Annotated in this window: 13 protein-coding genes; 3 read left to right on the top strand and 10 right to left on the bottom strand. The window is 37.4% G+C overall.

Annotated features, from left to right (window positions below; translation table 11 throughout):
- Window positions 1–17 precede the first annotated feature (17 nt).
- Window positions 18–1,739 (bottom strand): serine/threonine-protein kinase, encoded by a 1,722-nt coding sequence (locus H6H03_RS20780; RefSeq protein WP_190956971.1) that lies wholly within the window; start codon window positions 1,737–1,739, stop codon window positions 18–20.
- Between the two features lie 181 nt (window positions 1,740–1,920).
- On the opposite strand from H6H03_RS20780, the gene H6H03_RS20775 reads away from it, so the two are divergent.
- The 3 genes from H6H03_RS20775 to H6H03_RS20765 all read left to right on the top strand — a co-directional run bounded on the left by H6H03_RS20775 (window position 1,921) and on the right by H6H03_RS20765 (window position 6,180).
- Window positions 1,921–2,724: an IS5 family transposase gene (locus tag H6H03_RS20775; protein ID WP_199339022.1), complete on the top strand. Its 804-nt coding sequence runs from the start codon at window positions 1,921–1,923 to the stop codon at window positions 2,722–2,724.
- Between the two features lie 345 nt (window positions 2,725–3,069).
- Window positions 3,070–3,399: a hypothetical protein gene (locus H6H03_RS20770; RefSeq protein ID WP_199339014.1), complete on the top strand. Its 330-nt coding sequence runs from the start codon at window positions 3,070–3,072 to the stop codon at window positions 3,397–3,399.
- A gap of 510 nt (window positions 3,400–3,909) precedes the next feature.
- The gene (locus H6H03_RS20765) at window positions 3,910–6,180 is read left to right on the top strand and encodes a DUF1796 family putative cysteine peptidase (RefSeq protein WP_190956969.1); all 2,271 of its coding nucleotides are present in this window, start codon (window positions 3,910–3,912) and stop codon (window positions 6,178–6,180) included.
- Window positions 6,181–6,448: 268 nt separating this feature from the next.
- Here the strand turns inward: H6H03_RS20765 and H6H03_RS20760 are convergent, their stop codons facing one another.
- The 9 genes from H6H03_RS20760 to H6H03_RS20720 all read right to left on the bottom strand — a co-directional run bounded on the left by H6H03_RS20760 (window position 6,449) and on the right by H6H03_RS20720 (window position 17,526).
- Window positions 6,449–6,616, bottom strand: coding sequence for a hypothetical protein (locus H6H03_RS20760; protein ID WP_242057935.1), 168 nt, complete (start codon window positions 6,614–6,616; stop codon window positions 6,449–6,451).
- Between the two features lie 21 nt (window positions 6,617–6,637).
- The gene (locus H6H03_RS20755) at window positions 6,638–8,167 is read right to left on the bottom strand and encodes an acyl-CoA synthetase (RefSeq protein ID WP_190956968.1); all 1,530 of its coding nucleotides are present in this window, start codon (window positions 8,165–8,167) and stop codon (window positions 6,638–6,640) included.
- Window positions 8,168–8,423: 256 nt separating this feature from the next.
- Window positions 8,424–8,726: a threonine dehydratase gene (locus H6H03_RS20750; protein ID WP_190956967.1), complete on the bottom strand. Its 303-nt coding sequence runs from the start codon at window positions 8,724–8,726 to the stop codon at window positions 8,424–8,426.
- Between the two features lie 133 nt (window positions 8,727–8,859).
- Window positions 8,860–9,972 carry a hypothetical protein gene (locus H6H03_RS20745; RefSeq protein ID WP_190956966.1) on the bottom strand — a complete coding sequence of 371 codons (1,113 nt, stop codon included), beginning with the start codon at window positions 9,970–9,972 and terminating at the stop codon, window positions 8,860–8,862.
- Between the two features lie 301 nt (window positions 9,973–10,273).
- Window positions 10,274–11,374 carry a hybrid sensor histidine kinase/response regulator gene (locus H6H03_RS20740; protein ID WP_190956965.1) on the bottom strand — a complete coding sequence of 367 codons (1,101 nt, stop codon included), beginning with the start codon at window positions 11,372–11,374 and terminating at the stop codon, window positions 10,274–10,276.
- A 76-nt stretch (window positions 11,375–11,450) separates the two neighbouring features.
- Entirely contained in the window at window positions 11,451–12,185 is a 735-nt protein-coding gene (locus H6H03_RS20735; protein WP_190956964.1) for an ATP-binding response regulator, read from the bottom strand.
- Between the two features lie 214 nt (window positions 12,186–12,399).
- Window positions 12,400–16,284: a PAS domain S-box protein gene (locus tag H6H03_RS20730; RefSeq protein WP_190956963.1), complete on the bottom strand. Its 3,885-nt coding sequence runs from the start codon at window positions 16,282–16,284 to the stop codon at window positions 12,400–12,402.
- Window positions 16,285–16,604: 320 nt separating this feature from the next.
- Entirely contained in the window at window positions 16,605–17,012 is a 408-nt protein-coding gene (locus H6H03_RS20725; protein ID WP_190956962.1) for a hypothetical protein, read from the bottom strand.
- 28 nt (window positions 17,013–17,040) lie between these two features.
- Complete coding sequence (locus H6H03_RS20720) at window positions 17,041–17,526, bottom strand: hypothetical protein (RefSeq protein WP_190956961.1); 486 nt, start codon at window positions 17,524–17,526, stop codon at window positions 17,041–17,043.
- Between the last annotated feature and the right edge of the window lie 631 nt (window positions 17,527–18,157).

The following is an 18,157-nucleotide window of genomic DNA, read 5'->3' as shown; positions in this document are numbered from 1 at the left end:
TGATTAAATTACTCTCACTAGCGAATATTTAACTGTTGCAGTTGATTTTCTAACTGAAAATATTGAATTTTAGTAGCTGAATTTCTAGAGAGAGAGAAATTTTTTCTTTTTGCAGAAGCTATCTTTTTCTGAGTATATTCATTTAATTTGACTTGAGCTTCAGCATAAACTAAAGCATCACTAGGAATATTTTTCAGTAACTTGACAGCACTATCAAAATTACCAAAAGATGCTTGACTGTAAGCTTTATTTAAAAAGTAAGCTGCTCTGATTTGGCGCTTGCGATTATATTCAGCTAACTTGTCTTGAACTATAGCACCAGCAGAACTTTCTTTAGGAATTTGTCGCAAATATCTTAATGCTGTAGAAAAATCTTTTATACTGGCACTTTCATAAGCTTTAGCTAATAAATCTTCGGTTTGTGCTTCAATATTTATATATGCTTTTTGAACTAATTTATCTGTTTTATTTCGCCAATATAAAATATCTGGAACTTGACGACCCGCATCAATAACATCTGACCATTTACCTTCATAAGACGCTGCTAAAGCTAATTGATATTGTTGTGCAGCGACTTGCCATTGCTCTTGCCATCCTTCGATTGTGGCTTGAGCTTCTGGATAAATATTGCTGTGGGAGGGAATTGATTTAACTAGTGCGATCGCTTCTTGCAAATCCCCTGCTTGATATTCTTTTTTTGCTTGAGATAAAGTCTCTGTTTCTGAGTATGCAGGTGAAGTATTAACTAAAGAATATACACCAACTCCCATCAACAAAGAATTAGCTGCTAGCCCAACTTTCATTCCTGTAAATAAGGGCGATAATTTTCCAGAAACAGGATTCTGGGATTTCTCATCTTCAATATCTGGTGTTAATATTTGTTTTGGCTGAGGTTCCCAGATCATTTGTTTGAGAACCCGCAGAACTTCACCCGCAGATTGAAAACGTTTTTGGTAATCGTAGCGGATCATTTGGCTGAGAACAGCAGCTAAATAATCATTAACTGGCGTATTTTGAGAACGCCAAATAATCTCATTAGTATAAGGATCGGCTTTTAATTGTAGTGGTTCTAGCCCTGTTAAAGCTTGGATAGCAATCATTCCCAAAGCATAAATATCGCTGTTGGGTTGTGTTTCGCCAATAAATTGTTCTGGTGGTATATATCCCAATGAAGTCACAGGAATTCTATGGATAGGCAATTCTGCACCTATACCAAAATCAATCGATTGAATTGAGCCAAAATCAATTAAAACTAACTTGCCATCAGCAGCACGTCTAATTAAATTTTCTGGTTTGATATCGCAATGAATAACACCTTGAGAGTGAACAAATTCTAGAATACCTAAGACATCTAATAAAAATTCTACAACTTCCCTTTCACTCCACACAGACCCCCATTCTTGATTAATGGGTAATTCCGCAGTGAGAGCATGTCCTTCAATATACTCTTGCACCAAATAAAATCGCTTGTTTTCTTCAAAGCAGGCGATGAATTCAGGAATTTGCTGATGGCTTCCTAAAAGCTTGAGAGTTTCAGTTTCAGTTAAAAACAATAGCCTCAGTGTGTCCAAGTAGTTGGATTCAAAACTACTAGCTTTGATCTGTTTAACTACGCATTTGGCATTGTCTGGGTAATCTACATCTAGGGCAATGTATGTTTGTCCAAACACCCCTGCACCCAGGCTTTGGACAATTTGGTAACGCCCTTGTAATAATTTACCAATGATGTGGTTGATCATGACCTGGTTACTCAGTAAGTCATTTTATTTAGTTTTTCTGACATTACCTCTTAATTTCCGGAAAACATGAGAGATTAACATCAGAACTCTTGCAAAAGTGATTTGTGGTATGATTAAAAGTTTGGCAATTTGCGATTAGGATTTTGAGGAGCAGTGAAAATAGAGAACGCCAAACAGCTTACTGCAAAAAAATTTCAGCTTCGGGACTGGAGTGAGCCGTAAAACCTTTGAATTAATGGTTGATATAGTTAAAGCTGATGCTCAAAAAAAGAAGAAGCCTGGTCGCCGTCCTAAATTAACTATTGAAGACCAAGTTTTAATGGTGATTCAGTATTGGAGAGAATACCGTACTTATTATCATATTGGATTAGATTGGGGGCTTTCAGAATCCGCAGTATGTCGAACAGTATATAAAATTGAAAACATTTTAATTAGTTCAAGAAAGTTTAGCTTACCAGGAAAGAAAGAACTCTTAAAGATGCCATCACAAGAAGATTTAGTTGTGATGGATGTGACTGAAAGCCCAATTGAAAGACCCAAGAGAGGTCAAAAGAAATTTTTTAGCGGTAAAGCTGGAGAACATACTTTAAAAACCCAATTAGTTATTCACCAAAAAACAAGCCAAATCATCTGTTTAGGTCATGGTAAAGGAAGAATCCATGATTTTCGATTATTTAAGACCAGTGGTGTCAGGTTTGGTGAATTACTAAAAGTTATAGCGGATAAAGGGTATCAAGGGATTGCCAAAATTCATAAATTAAGTGAAACACCGATTAAGAAACCAAAAGGAAAAAAGTTAGCTAAACAACAGAGGGAATATAACCGAGAACTGAATCGATTAAGAATCGTTGTCGAACACGTTAAACGTCGTCTAAAGATTTTCAATATTTTATCTAATCAATATCGTAATCGTCATCGCAGATTTGGTTTAAGGTCTAATTTGATTGCCGGAATCTACAATTATGAATTAGCTTTAAAAGCTTAAAGTAAAACAAAATTAATAATGATAATTCAGTGATTAACTAATTGCTGAATCAATTAACTATATCAAATTTTTGGTTTGGTATTCTTGAACATCACTTAATATGAAAAATTTGGTATTTTCTGGCTATTTGAACTTACTCTGGCAGAGAAATAGATAAGCCTTTATTTTATCAAAAAATATTTATGCAAGAGTTCTAGTGTATCAGAACTCTTCGAGCCGATCGCCTCTACGAAAGCATGAATATTACTGGTGTTACAGGTTTAACGGCAGCACAACGGGAAACGCTGAAGGTTTTAGGAGCCGTGGAGTCAGAGTCACAATAGTTTGCGATTGTTAGAAGGCCTCATGAGGCAATCTATACAAGCTATCCTATTAGAAAAAAATGGGTTTTGTATTTGTGATTACAAAATAATCGTGCGATTCAGGATTTTAGGCAAAGGTGAAACACAACCCCAAGCTGTTAGCGAATTATTGGCACTCCCAGAAAACAACCTTTTGCGAGAAAATGCTCTCAAATTGATTACTAATTGGCGGATAGTTCTAGTTCAACAACAAAATTTCACGGGCGAAGACCAGGAACTAATTATGAATTTGTCGCAAGCTTATCAACAATGGGAACACAGTACAGCAAGGAATACAGCAGGAACGACGCCAACTTCTGGAAAATCTGTTTAAATTCAGATTTGGTTCTGTAGGTGAAAACTTTGCAAAAGTCATCGATAGTTTCTTGCAGTTACCAGCAGATTACTTTGCTAGAGTTTTACTGGAATTACCTAATTTATCCCGTGAAGAACTGTTAGGAAGACTTGATTCGGAATGATAAATAAATACAGCAGAATTGAGAATCCAGAACTATAAAGTGACTGAAAGCTGGGGACTGGGTTTGAAATCTGCTGGATGGCAATCGCCACATTTTACCTTTCATTAAAGATAGCTTTACTTCTAATTAAACAAAAACCATTTTATAGTTATCATCAGCGATAAAGCGAAGATAATACTATCTAAAACTATGGTAATATCTTGAATATATCCGATAAAATATAGTAACAATAAAATCAGAGCATAGTACATCTGAATTTTGGAATTCACAATTGCTCTCAAAATTTCTATATGATATTGTCAAGGTAGTTTTCAGGATTCAGCTTTTCGATCTGGTATCGTAATATTTAAATCAGGGAAAAACTTATGTATCGATTCCAGATCAGTGCATCTACTCAAACTGGTGAATTCATCGGTATTGTAGGTTCTACTGTGGAGTTGGGGCTGTGGGATATCAAAAAATGTGTCCCTCTCCGTACAAGTCCCGATCGCTATCCTTTATGGTGGACAGATACAGAAATCAACTTTGCGCCGTCTTTGGAGTCAGGCAATACCCAGACAGTTGAATATAAGTATGTGCGTATCGACTCCAACGGCAGTATCCGCTGGGAAGCTTTCGGACTGAACCGCTGGCTACCAATTGAACCTCAAAATCAGTCCAAAACAATTGTTGTGGATGATGGCGCATTCGGTTATTTGCAGCCTTATCCCTTTGGATATTTTATTGAAGAACCTACTGCCACGATGCCCCCAAAGGAAGAATCCCAGCAGCTGAAAATCGTAGTCATCGGCAGTTCTGTTGCCTTAGGTTATAAAGCTTGGCTCCTAAGAGGTTGGACTTGGCTATTAGCACAGGCTTTGCAGGAAAAATATGGACATGAACTCACAAACGTGTCCGAAGTCGGGGCCAATGTCACCAGAACAATCAATCGATTTGCCTCAGTCGTCATACCAGAAAAACCAGATATCGTAATTATTGCTTTGTCTTTGGGTAACGAAGGGTTAGCCTACTGTCTTCCCCACGAACGTCGGGCAATCCAGCGGCGGTTTGAAAGTGGTTTACAGCAGCTGGTGAAAATGACGCGGAACATCGGCGCACGCCCGATTCTCGGCGGAGTTTATCCTAATAACGATTATTCCCCGGAACATCACTGGCTCTTAAAGGACACACACAACCGAATGTTGAATTGGGGCGTTCCTGTACTCGATTGGTTGGCAGCATTGGATAATGGTCAGGGACGGTGGAAAGATGGGATATCCTTCGATCCGGCTCACCCCAACACCGTCGGTCACCGCCTGATGTATGAGTCCATCAATCTAGACTTGTTTGCCATCGACAAAAGCGAATTGGCAAAAGAAAAACAACGCTTCCAGCAGCCAAATGAAGTCATCGTCTACCTTGACAATGCAGGGTTTTATGTCTCTAGCTGTATTGAAGAGAAGCGTTTGCGGATTGTCAATCCATCGCAATATACCTACACCATAGCTCCCTATTGGGAACAACTCCAAACTGCACTGAAAAACAAGGCAGGATTGTTCCCTGGTATCTACATTGCCAAGTCTGCTCAACCAGAGACACTGCCGTTCTTTGCCGTCCAAGAAGATAGAGCGATCGCCACCACAGTGGACATCCCCCCCGGTGCAGATTTAGAATACAGCGCCGCCTTCAATCTGTTTTCGCCCAATAACTCAAATCTATTATTTTATGACGGGCATTTGGGAATTTTACAAGCCGACGAACGCCATCTCTGGGTGATTAACGAATCAGACAACGAGTACAACATCCATCCCATGTGGCAGGAGATTCGCCTAGCATTCAAAGCTGTGCCTCCCGGTGTCTATGAAGATCCGCTGCATCCCGACATTCCCTTCCGTACCATGATGATTGGCAACAAGGGGCTGGAAAGCCGGGTAAAAGCACCACCAAAGTCAGCGGTGCTGTTCCAATATAAATGTAAATTATCAGATATTAGTCGAGTTGCGATTCTGCCATTGGGCGATCGCTGTGCCGTCAGGATGATGCTATATAAAATGGAGTATGACGGCCCCGCCTTTCCCTTTGATTTAACGCGTACCACCAAGATTGCAGACATCGCGGATATCATCGAAAACCGTTTTTATGACATGTGGAATCCTGCCTTTTTGCATTACAATCCAGATGAACACAGAATCTACCACAGTAAATGGTCGAGTTTATCCTTTGCCCATGAAGTCGAGGACACAGACGACCCTGTAAACGATATGTCTCCCGTCCACGAACGGATGCGCCTTCGCTACAGCGCACGCTCAGAAAGGTTTTGGTACACAATACAAAACTGCGATAAAGTAATTTTCGTCCGCACAGGCATTGCCGATCGCAGTGGTGCGATGGATTTAGTCAATAAGCTGCAAAAAAATTCCCAGGGAAAGCCATTTCACCTGCTGCTGCTTTCTCCCCAATCCTCGGACGAATTTTTAGACCTTCCCCATGTGCTGCATTACAACGTAGAATTTAATCCCGATCGCATGTATGACGATTTAGGACACTGGATGTACTGCACACAGGTGATGCGGGGAATTTTGCAATCTCTTGGCATCTCCAGCAAAAACCTTTTTTGGTGTCCGCCAAATCCTCCCAAGGATGAGGCAAAAAGATAGGGGCTTTTTTTAGTGTCTACCGAAAACAGCGGAGTATACGCCAATACGGTTCAGTTAAGGTCAAAACTCTTTTTTTTAACGAACCGCCAAGGACGCCTTCTCTTCGAGAGGCTTCCGCCAACGCGCAGCGTCTCGTTAGAGAAGGACGCAAAGAGAAGAAAGTTTGATATTAATAAACAACGAATCTTTGCGCCTTTGCGTCTTTGCGTGAGACTAATTCATACTTTCAATCAGCAACGCCTCCACATAGCTATTCATGCAGCAAAATTTAGACTAATGCACGACCATCTACGACCATCTGTTCCTTTAGTAATCTTTGGTACGTATGAACAATTAAAGAAATAGCATCACGAATTTCAGCCCGAATGATAGACCAATCATTTGATTCTTCAAAATTTCCAACACTAATCAAAGAAACTTCTCGAACAATTTTCATACTAATTTTAAAACTTCCGGTCTAACTCGGCGTTGATAATAAAGATGACCGAAATAGCTCTACCACCGCAGGCTTAGTCACTTTCCCCATCGCATTGCGCGGTAATTCTTCAACTATCAAAATTTGAGTCGGCACTTTATAGACAGCCAATTGTTCTTTTGCCCAACTCCTGAGAGATTCTAATGTCAAAGTTTGCGAGCCTTGCAATACTAATGCCGCACAAACTCGCTCGCCCCACTCTATGTCTGCAACCCCAACCACTGCACATTCCTGAATATCTGGATGCGTTCTTAGCACTTCTTCAATTTCCAAAGCTGAAACTTTATATCCCCCGGTTTTGATGATATCTACACTCATTCGTCCCAAAATCCGGTAGTTGCCATTCTCAACTACGGCCTGATCTCCAGTACAAAACCAGCCATCTTGGAAGGCTTTGGCGGTTGCTTGGGGGTTTTGCCAATATTCCAAAAATACCGTCGGGCCTTTGACTTGGATTTCTCCTGGCGTTCCTGGTGGAACTAATCCATTTTCATCCACTAATCTCACTTCTACCTGAGGCAAAGGCTTTCCCACATATCCTGGTAAGCGATCGCCGTGTAAAGGATTTGATAGCGCCATGCCAATTTCCGTCATCCCATAACGCTCTAGCAGAAAATGTCCGCTGATGGTTTGCCACTTTTGTAAAACTTGAACTGGTAAGGCTGCTGAGCCAGAAACCATCAGGCGCATTTTTTCACAGCCTGCTGACATACTTTTCTGCTGTTGGCTTTTTGCATTTTCCCAAGCAGCAATCAGCTTTACATATATTGTCGGTACTGCCATAAATAAAGTTAAGTCACCGTCACAAATTCGATTCCACACAACTTCGGCGTCAAACTTGCTCAATATATGACACTCTGCCCCAGCCCATAAAGCACAAGTTAGTATATTGACAATTCCATGAATATGGTGTAATGGGAGTACATGTAAAATGCGATCGCTTGATGTCCATTCCCAAGCGGTAACCAAGCTAGTGACTTGGGCTTGAATATTTTCATGGGTGGTAACCACACCTTTGGGTTTCCCAGTTGTACCGCTGGTGTAGAGAATTAAGGCGCGTCTAGTGATATCTACTTCTGGGAGGTTAGCAATATGAGATGGGAGGGTTTGGGAGGTGAGAATAAATCGCAAATTATGTGATTTGGCGATCGCTTGCAATGTATCCTCAAAATCAGGATGGGCGACAATAATCGATGCTCCCGAATTTGTAATTACATATTCCAATTCTGGTCGCGGGTGGGAAACACACAAAGGTACCGCTATTCCACCTGCACGCCAAATCCCCCATTGAGTTGCTACATACTCAAATCCAGGCGGGATGAGAAAAGCAACTCGTTCCTCGTGTAAATCATCTGCATTCTCAAGAAGATTGGTGGCGATTTGACCTGAAGTGTAGAGTAAATCTCGATAAGTAAATACTCCTTGGGTTGTAGCGTTGGCGCAGCCTCTCGGAACGAGAATCGCTATTTTCTCGTTGTGTTCTTGAGCGCGAGTAATTAATGGGAGATTCACGTTTTTTTACTGAGTTAGAGTTGATTTAATGAAAGGATATAGCAATTTTATCTAGAAATTACTAAGAAATAAATTACTAGTAATTGGTAAGTAGAGCGCAAGTCTGCCCTTGCTTACGGACGAGCAAGACGCCCACCCCACAAGACAAGTTGAATGTTTTTTTATTTAGAAATTCGATAAATCATTACAGTAGTTTGTAACTGAGATGATTTTACAAAATATATAGGGGCGTACAACTACACGCCCCTATAGCTGATTAGTTGTTTTTCACGTCACGCGCCATATTGATATAGTAAGCATCAATTTTTTTGGTATTGGCACGACGGCGGCTGGGGGCGGGAGTTTCAGCAGTGGTATTCTGAACCGTTTGAATCGGCTCTTTATTTATACCTTGCGCCCCATCGGATTCCAAGAAATAATTAGAGCTAGTCAATCCGAAGACCCTGGTAAAAAAGCCAAAGAAGTTTTTGACAAAATTCAACAAAGGTTTGAAAACAACAGATAAAAAACCTTCCAAGCGGAGGAAGAAGTTACGAATAATTTGAGTTAAGGGAAGCATAGTACCATCCTCTATGATTGCCTATTCTTATTGTGACTTAATTCCCAAGCCCAGATGAAATTACTGTTATTGCAATCATAAATAAGCCTTAAACAAAACTTATTGCCTTTTGCCTCTTGCCTTTTGCCTATACTTAGAAACATTGGTTTTTGAGTTTACCAATAAGAGAATTCAGATTGATTTGACTAGGCCAGCCTTGGGGAAGATTTGCTGAATTATATCCCCTATCTCTCAAATCTTGGATAAATTGGTTACGGATGTAGCTTGTATCAAAGTTACCTAAACCATTAAAATAAACATCTGTCAAGTGAGCGGGATCTAAAGCCATTTCACCTTTATATACTCCACCATCATTGGAATCATCCCAACCCCAAGGTGCATTGGCTGAATTTTCACTACAAGTAGGTGTCCCAGCACCACACCCACCACTAGAATCTCCTTTAAAAGTTCCCCAACTAGCAAAAGTTATAGATGAAGAACTTGGCAATGCAGCTTCATTTAATTGATGTTGCCATATTCCATTGGAGGCAAATACATTTAACAATAAGTATTGCACGCTGCGATCGTTTCCAGAAGCAGGAACTTCAGCGATAGTTTTGGAAGGATAATAAATAATTCCATCTTCATTACTAGCTCCTTGAAAATCGCCAGCATTAGGCCAGGCTTTTAAACCATGACCTTTAGCTTCTTGAGAAGTCAACGGATGTTGCGAACCACTGTAGCTACTCGTAGTTAGGGTTCCATCAATATTTTCTGCACCATTTGTTAAAGGGCTACCAACAGGTGTATACGAGTAAAAGTCTCGATGAAATACAGTTACAACCCCTTCGAGTTTGCCATAAGTTGAACCATCCTTACGAACAATTGTTAGCAAACCTTCTAAATCATTTTCGTGTTCTTGGTCGAAGGGAATATCAGTCCAATCTTGAGGATGGAAAAAAGAATAGGTGATGAACCAATGAGTACAAGTTTCGACTACAGAATAGTAACCATGAGCATTCAAAGCAAATTGAAAAAGGTTATCCCAGTTATTTGTTCCGCGCCAATCATTATCATAATCAAACCTGGTGATGTAGTCTCCACTATACTTAGTGCTGTCTGTATCTTGATAGTGAATTGGAGCGTAATAAGCAGCTAAATCTAAATCTGTGAGAGATTGGGCAATTGTTTTGAACTGCGTCAAACTGCTCACTACTATTGCTAAAATTAAGCCGATCGCAACCAGAAAAATTCTTCTAAATATCATTTTAGCCACTCTAAGATGCACAACAAAACTTAGAATAAAGGGTGATATTTAAGAATTGGTAATGAATTTGTATATATAAAGTAAAAATTATCAAATAAAATTACTAGTTTGACAATTTATTTTATATTTTTATGTTTTGTATTGTTATTTAATAATTCACAATATATAAATTAAAATTAATAAAACTTTGAGAAGCAAGCTTAATAATTTAAATAAAACTAAGAAGCTATAGTACTTTTATTTTTTAATCATTTTACATTCAGATTCTTGATTCCGGAATTATTATCTTACCTTTTTATTTTTAGCTAATTTGGTAAGGTAAAATAACGCTGACAATAGTTTGTTGTTCGGGAATACTATTGATTATCAATTCCCCACCATATAATTTGATTATGTGCTGAACAATACTCAGCCCCAGTCCAGAGCCTTGTTGTTCGTGTAACTTGCGATTAAATTGAATAAATGCTCCAATTCTTTCAATTTCTTGAATTTGCATTCCTTTACCATTATCAACTAAATGTAAACTAAATTTATTACGATCGACATTGCTAATAACTCTCACTTGGCTACCAGGTAAGGAAAATTTAAAAGCATTCTCTATTAATTCTTCAATTACAATACTAAATTTATCTTCTGGCATTTGCACAATTGATTCTGTAAGTTCTAGAGTTAGATCTTTGGTTCGAGAAAATTCTCTAGCTCTTTGAAGACAAACATCACTAATAACTGTTTTAGTAACACATCGTTCTGAAGTATCTTGAAGTTCTCGAATTTTTTCGCTATCTCGTGTGATTAGTTCTAGATTAGAGTAGAGTAAAAAGCGTTGAGTTAATCGATTTAGTCGGTTAGCTGAGGTGTAAATTAACTCTGCAATTTCGATTTCTTCAGATTCACGCATCATGCTACAATTTTCAACTAACAACTGTGACATTCCCAGAATCCCGTTTAAAGGAGTATTGAGTTCATGAGGCAATGAATGAGCAATATTAATTCTGAGTTCATCTAGCTTAGCTTGAGATTGACGTTGAACTACAGATTGTTTATGCAGACGAGTAGCGATCGCTTTTAATAATTCTTCTGTTGTAAATGGTTTTGTTAAATAATCATCGGCTCCAATTTCCATACCCTGACGAAAATCTGAACGTTCAGCTTTAGCTGTGACAAATATCAAAGGAATATTCATTGTTGCTTCATTTTTACGCAGAGCAGCCAGTACACTATAGCCGTCTAACTCTGGCATCATGATGTCGCAGATAATCAAATCAGGTAATTTTGTTTTAGCAATTTCTAATCCAATTTTACCATTTGACGCCATCAAAGTTTTAAAGTCAGAAAGTTGTAATATCTCTTCAATATTTTCCCGAATTTGTTCTTCATCTTCTATGATTAAAATGGTGTTCATCTACTATAATATTTCAATCCTATTTATATTTAAAATTGGTAATTGTCTCATAGTTTAATACTGCAAAATGCTTCTTTTACTTGTGATGGTTGAGTAAATTGAATTTTTGCAGAATCTTGGCATTTTCTGGTGTAAGTAATACTTGTAAATTCTTGATTTCATTTAAAAGCTCGATTTCCCTAGAGCATTCTTGCTGTAATATAGCCAAGTAGCGATCGCGCTCGGAATTTGATTGAGTTTGCTTGAGCATGTGGATTGCCATATTAATATTAGAAAGAGGATTACCCAAGTCTTGTAAAAGTTTTTGTAAAACCTCATTATGCATGTCTGCTAGTTGTTGACTCTCCTCAAGCTTTTGTGAACTTGCTTGTATTTGTTGCTTCAGCTTGATATTTTGTTGACGCTCTTGTTCGTACTGTTGTCTAATTAAATCTGGTTTTTCTATCCGCGCCAATCTAATCTCAATTGCCTTGATGAGTTCTTCCGGTAAAAAAGGTTTTGTGATGTAATCATCGGCTCCCAACTCCATAGCTTGACGGAGGTCAGTACGCTCTACTTTTGCAGTCAAAAAAATTACTGGTATTGACTCAGTTTCTACGTCTTTACGTAAGCTTTCTAGCACGCTGTAGCCATCCAATTCTGGCATCATAATATCGCAACAGATCAAGTCTGGCTTTTCTGCTTTCGCAAGCCGTAATCCCTCTAAACCATTGTTTGCAGTAATAATATTAAAATCTGACAAAGTTAAAATCTGTTCAATATTTGAGCAAACTTGGATTTCATCTTCAATTACTAATATTTTTTTATTCATACTTTTACTTAAATACTCATTTTGTTGATGGAGTTCTGATAGTTTATTTTTCCCAAAATTATTTATCGATAACATATTAGATTTCCCTATAGCAATTTTTTGTAAACTTGCAGTGAATAATTCTTATATCCGAATTTCTGGTTCCTCCCCCCTACCCTAAACGCGTTCGCGTAGCGTCCCGCAGGGATGGAATATTTGTTTTAGTTGGAAGTCCTTAACTGAAGGTATCGTTAGCAACCAGCGGCAGTTCCACCCTAAATGTTGTGCCGAATCCAATTTGACTAGCAAAGGTGATTCGTCCTTTATGTAGGAATACACATTTATTCACGATTGTCAAGCCTAATCCAGTGCCTGGTGTATTACCAACATTACTACCTCGGTAGAACGACTCGCATAAGTGTTGCTGATCTTCTATTGAAATCCCAATACCTTCATCTTTAATCAGAAAAACTGCGATTTGATCTTGAATTAATAAATCAATTTGAATATTACTGCCACTTGAAGAATATTTGACAGCATTTGAAAGTAAGTTGCTCAGAATTTGTCGCAGGAGTTGACTGTCCATGATGAAGTGATTTCTGTTTGATAGATTACCTTGGTATTGAGGAGAAAAGACGAGGTGATGATTAGGAGAACTCAGTTGTAGTTCATCTATTAAAGTTTGGCAGAAATCAACTAAATTAAAAGAACTTGGCTTGAATACTAATTTTCCTGCTTCAGCTTTATTAATTAGCAAGATATCATCTAAAAGTTGAGTAGTATGTTGAATATAAGTTTGAATACATTGAAGATGCCTTTGTTTTTGTTGTTCATCTAGTTTATGGCTAAAGCTTTTTAAAATTCCCGCAGAAGAAGCAATCACAGCCAATGGAGTACGAAATTCATGGGATGTCATAGAAATAAAACGGGATTTTAAATCGCTGAGTTCTTTTTCTTTTTCTAAAGCTTTAAAAATTTGTTCTTCAACTTTTTTGCGCTCATTTAATTCTACTTGCAATTGGGCGTATAGTCCTGATTGTTGTGTGGCGATCGCTAGTTGATTTCCTAATTGCTGTAACAACTCAATTTCTCCTGATTTCCATTCTCTAGGACGCGAACATTGATGAGCAATTAATAAGCCCCATAACACACCGTGCTGAATAATTGGAATCACAAGCTTGGCACAAATTTGCATATCCTCCATAAATTGGATTAGGCAGCTGGGAGATTCGCGCAAATTGCGGTCAGAAAGAGCATAAATTTCACCTTTGAGATAACGCAAATAACATTCCTTGGGAAAACATTCAGTGGGAAAAGATTCGTTAAGGATACTTTTATATCCTGGTGTTAATGCTTCTGCAATTACTTTTCCCGTACCATCTGTTAAAGTGCGGTAAATCAGCACGCGATCGACTTTTAGCAACTTGTGAACTTCAGCTACCGTCACGTTTAAAGTTGCTTGTATATCTAAAGATTCTCGAATGCGTTGAGTAATGACATTCACTAAATGTTCGCGTTCAATTGCAGCTTCTACCACTGCCAACTGGTGTTTTAATTCTTCTTCTGCTTGTTTTTGATTTTGTATGTCTTTAACTATACCAATTGAATAAATCGGTTGACCAAAGACATCCAGAATCAGAGAAACTGTCAAATTAATCCAGATTAAATTGCCATTTTTATGCAAACAGCGCTTTTCAATTGAGAATGTTTGCACCTCTCCGGATAGAAGTTTTTGTAAACTGTTATGATGATATTTAATATCTTCAAAATAAGTAATATCTTGATATGTCTTTTTAAGTAACTCTTCTTGGGAGTAACCTAATATTTCACAGAATTGCTGATTAACTTTAACAAATTTTCCTTCTAAAGTTTCTAGTTTAATTCCTACAGCTGCTTGATTAAAAATAGCCCTTAGCTCTGCTTCGCTTTCTTGCAATTCTAAAGTACGTTGCTCTACTATAGCTTCTAAATTCCGATTCAGTTTTTCTAAAGCTTCTTGTGCGCGTTTTCGTTGAAGTTCTGCCGATGCTCTAGCGGCAAATACTTTTAAAATTCCCTCAAATTTGTTGGGGTCAGCTATGGTTTTTTTATCTACTATGTATAGTGAGCCAATTACATTACCAAAATTATCACTCAAGATAACTCCCATAAAACTTTCGGCTTCCATTGCAGCCAATCTTTGAGCTATAGGAAAAATTTGTTGAATTCCTGAAGCACAGTAGTAATATCCTTGCTTGAGCAAAATTTCGCAAGGAGTCGAAGTTGGCTCATAGGAAATATTAGGTTGTAACTGGCCATCAGACCAAAATCCTAAAGTATGGACTTGTCCTTCAATTAATTCAGTGACAATAACATGACAGACATCTAAAGCAGAAGCAATGTATTCAACTAATGCCGGAAAAAAATCATTTCCTGTGGTGGAAGCTGTGCTTTCTACCAAACTTTGTAAAGCAATTTCAGCTTGTTTACGTTCTGTAATGTCTTCAGCAATGCCGGTGATGCGATACACTTCTCCCTCGTCATTTTTGATGGGGAAGGCACGGCTACGAATCCAACGTATCCCTCCATCTGGCCGAATAATTCGGTATTCTTCATCATATTCGCCCTCAGTTCGTTTTGGCGTATCCGTAATGAAGCGCTGGCGATCGCTTGGATGAATCGCTTCTAAAAATGTATCAGATGATGTATAAACTTCTTCTGTAGAACGTCCCCAAATTTCTTCAAAAGCAGGACTTACATAGACAATTTGGCGAGTATTTCTTTTAATATCACTTATCCAAAATGTACTTTTAATATTTTCTGTAAATAAGCGAAATTTATGTTCGCTTTCTTTGAGTGCAGCTTCAGCTTGTTTATATTCTGTAATGTCCTCAGAAATACACAGTAAGTATTCGGGTTGTTGATTCTTGTCATACAAAGGAACTTTTGTTGTATGCAAAATTCTTTGCCCAAAATTAGGGCTGTCAAGAGTTTCTTGGGAAATATCTTGAGGAATACCACTAGAAAAAGCTTCTTGGTCTTTTTGGCGAAAAAAGTCTGCTTGTTCTTTGGGAAAAAATTCGTAATCTGTTTTGCCAATTGCCTGTTCGGCTGTGATACCAAATATGCGTTCGCAGGTTTGATTCCATAATTTAAATCTCCCAAAATTGTCTGGTTTTGCATCTTTAACAAACACCGCAACTGGAAGATTATTAATCATCGACGCTAAAAAATTTCGAGTCTGCTGGAGTTCTTCTTGTACTTTTCTGCTCTCGGTAATATCAGTTCCTGTACAGACAATATACTCAACTTCGTCATGGTTATTAAGTAAGACTTTATTTGACCAAGAAATTATGCGGCGATCGCTATCTTTAGTAATTAAGTCAGTTTCGTATCGGTTAGGTAATTCTTTACATGCAAAATTTTGAAATAAAGCTTTGATACATTCAATGTTTTCAGGTAATAGTAGAACATCCCAGATAAACTTGCCTTTGACTTCATCAAATGAGTAACCTGTGGTTTGTTCACAAGTATGATTAAAGCGCACAATTCTTCCCTGGCAATCCAGCACAATAACTAGAGCATCTGCAACATTCAAAACCGCAGAAACAAAGTTACGTTCTAAGCGCAGTTCACTTTCAATTCTCTGACGTTCTGCGAGTTTAACTCGTGCATAATTATAGAGTCTTGCTTGTTGAATTGCAACTCCAAGTAAACTTGCAGGAGTGACTAATCCAATCACCTCTCCTTGCTCCCCTAATATTGGCAGATGGCAAATTCGATGTTGTTTTAGCAAATTTAAAGCAGTAAAAGTATCTTTAAATTCTGCTATTTTCAGAGTTACTAGGTCTGTTGTCATCACCTCCTGAATACTGATATTTTCTAAACTATTTTTTTCTGCTGTCAGCTTAATTAAGTCTCGTTGTGTAAAGATACCGACCAACCGTGAGTTTTCCATAATTAGAACACAACTGTCGGCTTGAGATGTAATACTGTCCATTTCTTTAGGCGAATATTCCAAAGATTCGTAATCTTTGTTTAACCAATGACCAAAACTAATTTGTCGTTTATTTATTAGTGCCACAACATCCAAAAGTAAAACTTCGGGGCTAACTATTAGAGGATGACGAATAATAGTCATCTGTAAATTTTCAAAGCTGAGAGAGTTAATGAACATTAGTTTAAATGTGTAATAAATTAATAATTAAAAAAAATCACAATATTATATTTATAGCAGTCCACTTTAATTGATAAACTTATCTATCTGGGTAGGCAAGAGGGTTATAGAAAATTAAAGGTTACGGAGTTTTGTTCAAAAATTAAATAAGAGTCCTATATTTAAAAAAATATATTAGAAGTATTTTAAATTTGATTGACTTAACCACATAGTGTATTGTAGAAATTAATTTGAAATTATTATTTAGTAGAGCACCTGAACTTAAACGAAGCAATAATTTAAAATTATTTTTCTAAATATTGCTGTAATGCCTGTATTTTGTTGAAGTAATCCTTGTGAGGCAATTTTTTCACAATCTCGAACAGACTAATTAAAGTAACTGTCAAAAGCAGAAAAATTATGATGATGCCAACATTATTAACAGGTGTAAAAATTGATTTTGTGGCACGGCTATTTAAACGTTTTTTTCTACCAATCAGTAAAACAACATAAAATTGTTGTTTCAGAAAGGGAATAGAAATTCTGATGTCTACAGCATGATATTTAGTAATTTTACTACTCAATACTCTTTTGAATTCTGTTAATTGAGTATTAGTAAATTTTGATGCTGTTTCAGGAGGAATACGAGCTAAAAAATGTTGTACAAAAGGCTCGGTTTTGGCAGAAAATTTGGTTAAATTATTTCTAGACATTTTGTTTAACTATCAGTAAAAATTAGCTTCAGAACATCGGATTATGTTCGGAATCCCAACATTTATTATCGCGCCAAGTTCTACGAGTATATTGACAGTCGAATTCATTGTCAATCCAGGGAATTGATGTAGGGTTTTCTTCAAGAGATGAAAATGTATAACTAACTGAAGAAAGTACATCAGAAAAGATAGCTAAGATAGAAGCTGATAAAATCATCAAAGCCCCGATTAAAAACAAACTATTAATTGGAGTCCATAAAGGATGCAAACTTTTTTCATATTGCAAACGCTTTTTCGAGCGACGTTCCTTACCTCCCAACAAAACTAGATAAAAACTTAATTTCGCAATTGGAACTGAAATTCGTAAATCTAAATAGTGAGGACTCTTACTACTAGCAGTCAAGCTTTTTTTGATAGCTTTGATTTGTTCTTCATCAAAAGTATTTTTAATTTCTGGATCTATCTGATTCCAAATTTTTTCAAAAGATAAATTAAGCGATTGCGTTTCGATCATAGTTTGTATGTAACACTAAGTTGATAAATTTCACTGTTATCTTCAAACATTCCAAATAGTTTGGAATTTCTTGTGGTTGGGAATAACTTTATTATTCAGCTTTTAAATCAAAAAATAATCGAGGAAAAGCACTAATTTTTTGCAGAATAATTTGAGAGTATTTACTTATATTTCTATTGAAAATTTAAGAATAAATACTGAGTTATGACTCCATAACTCATGGAAATTTGAGGGAAGCTAGGGAACTGGTGAAGCTGAATTACTTGAAAAGTGCGTCAGTTGGTTATTCAAAAAAGTTGGTAGAATCTAGCTAATTTGAAAAACTACTACTGTGTAGGTAAGCATAGAGCAAAGATATCGCTCTCAAACCAAGGTTTTGATACTGTTCGTCTAGCTCCAAGGGTATGAATTTGAGTAACAGCAAATTTACTGAAAAACTCCAGAGCTTTTTACGTAAAATTGCGAATCGCATTCTTGCATAACACGCAAGAGTAGATGCAAGACAACTAGAGGGGGCACAGAGGATTGAGGATGGGGAGATGAGGAAGAATTTAGTTCCCCTGCTCCCCCTATCTTTGAAACATACCCAATTTGAAATTACATACTGTAACTTGAATGTGGGCAATATGAG

Source organism: Nostoc paludosum FACHB-159, from assembly GCF_014698835.1.
In the GTDB taxonomy this organism is placed as follows: Bacteria; Cyanobacteriota; Cyanobacteriia; order Cyanobacteriales; family Nostocaceae; genus Nostoc; species Nostoc paludosum.
Note: the sequence above shows the minus strand (reverse complement) of the source record. Positions and strands in the feature narration are given on the sequence as shown.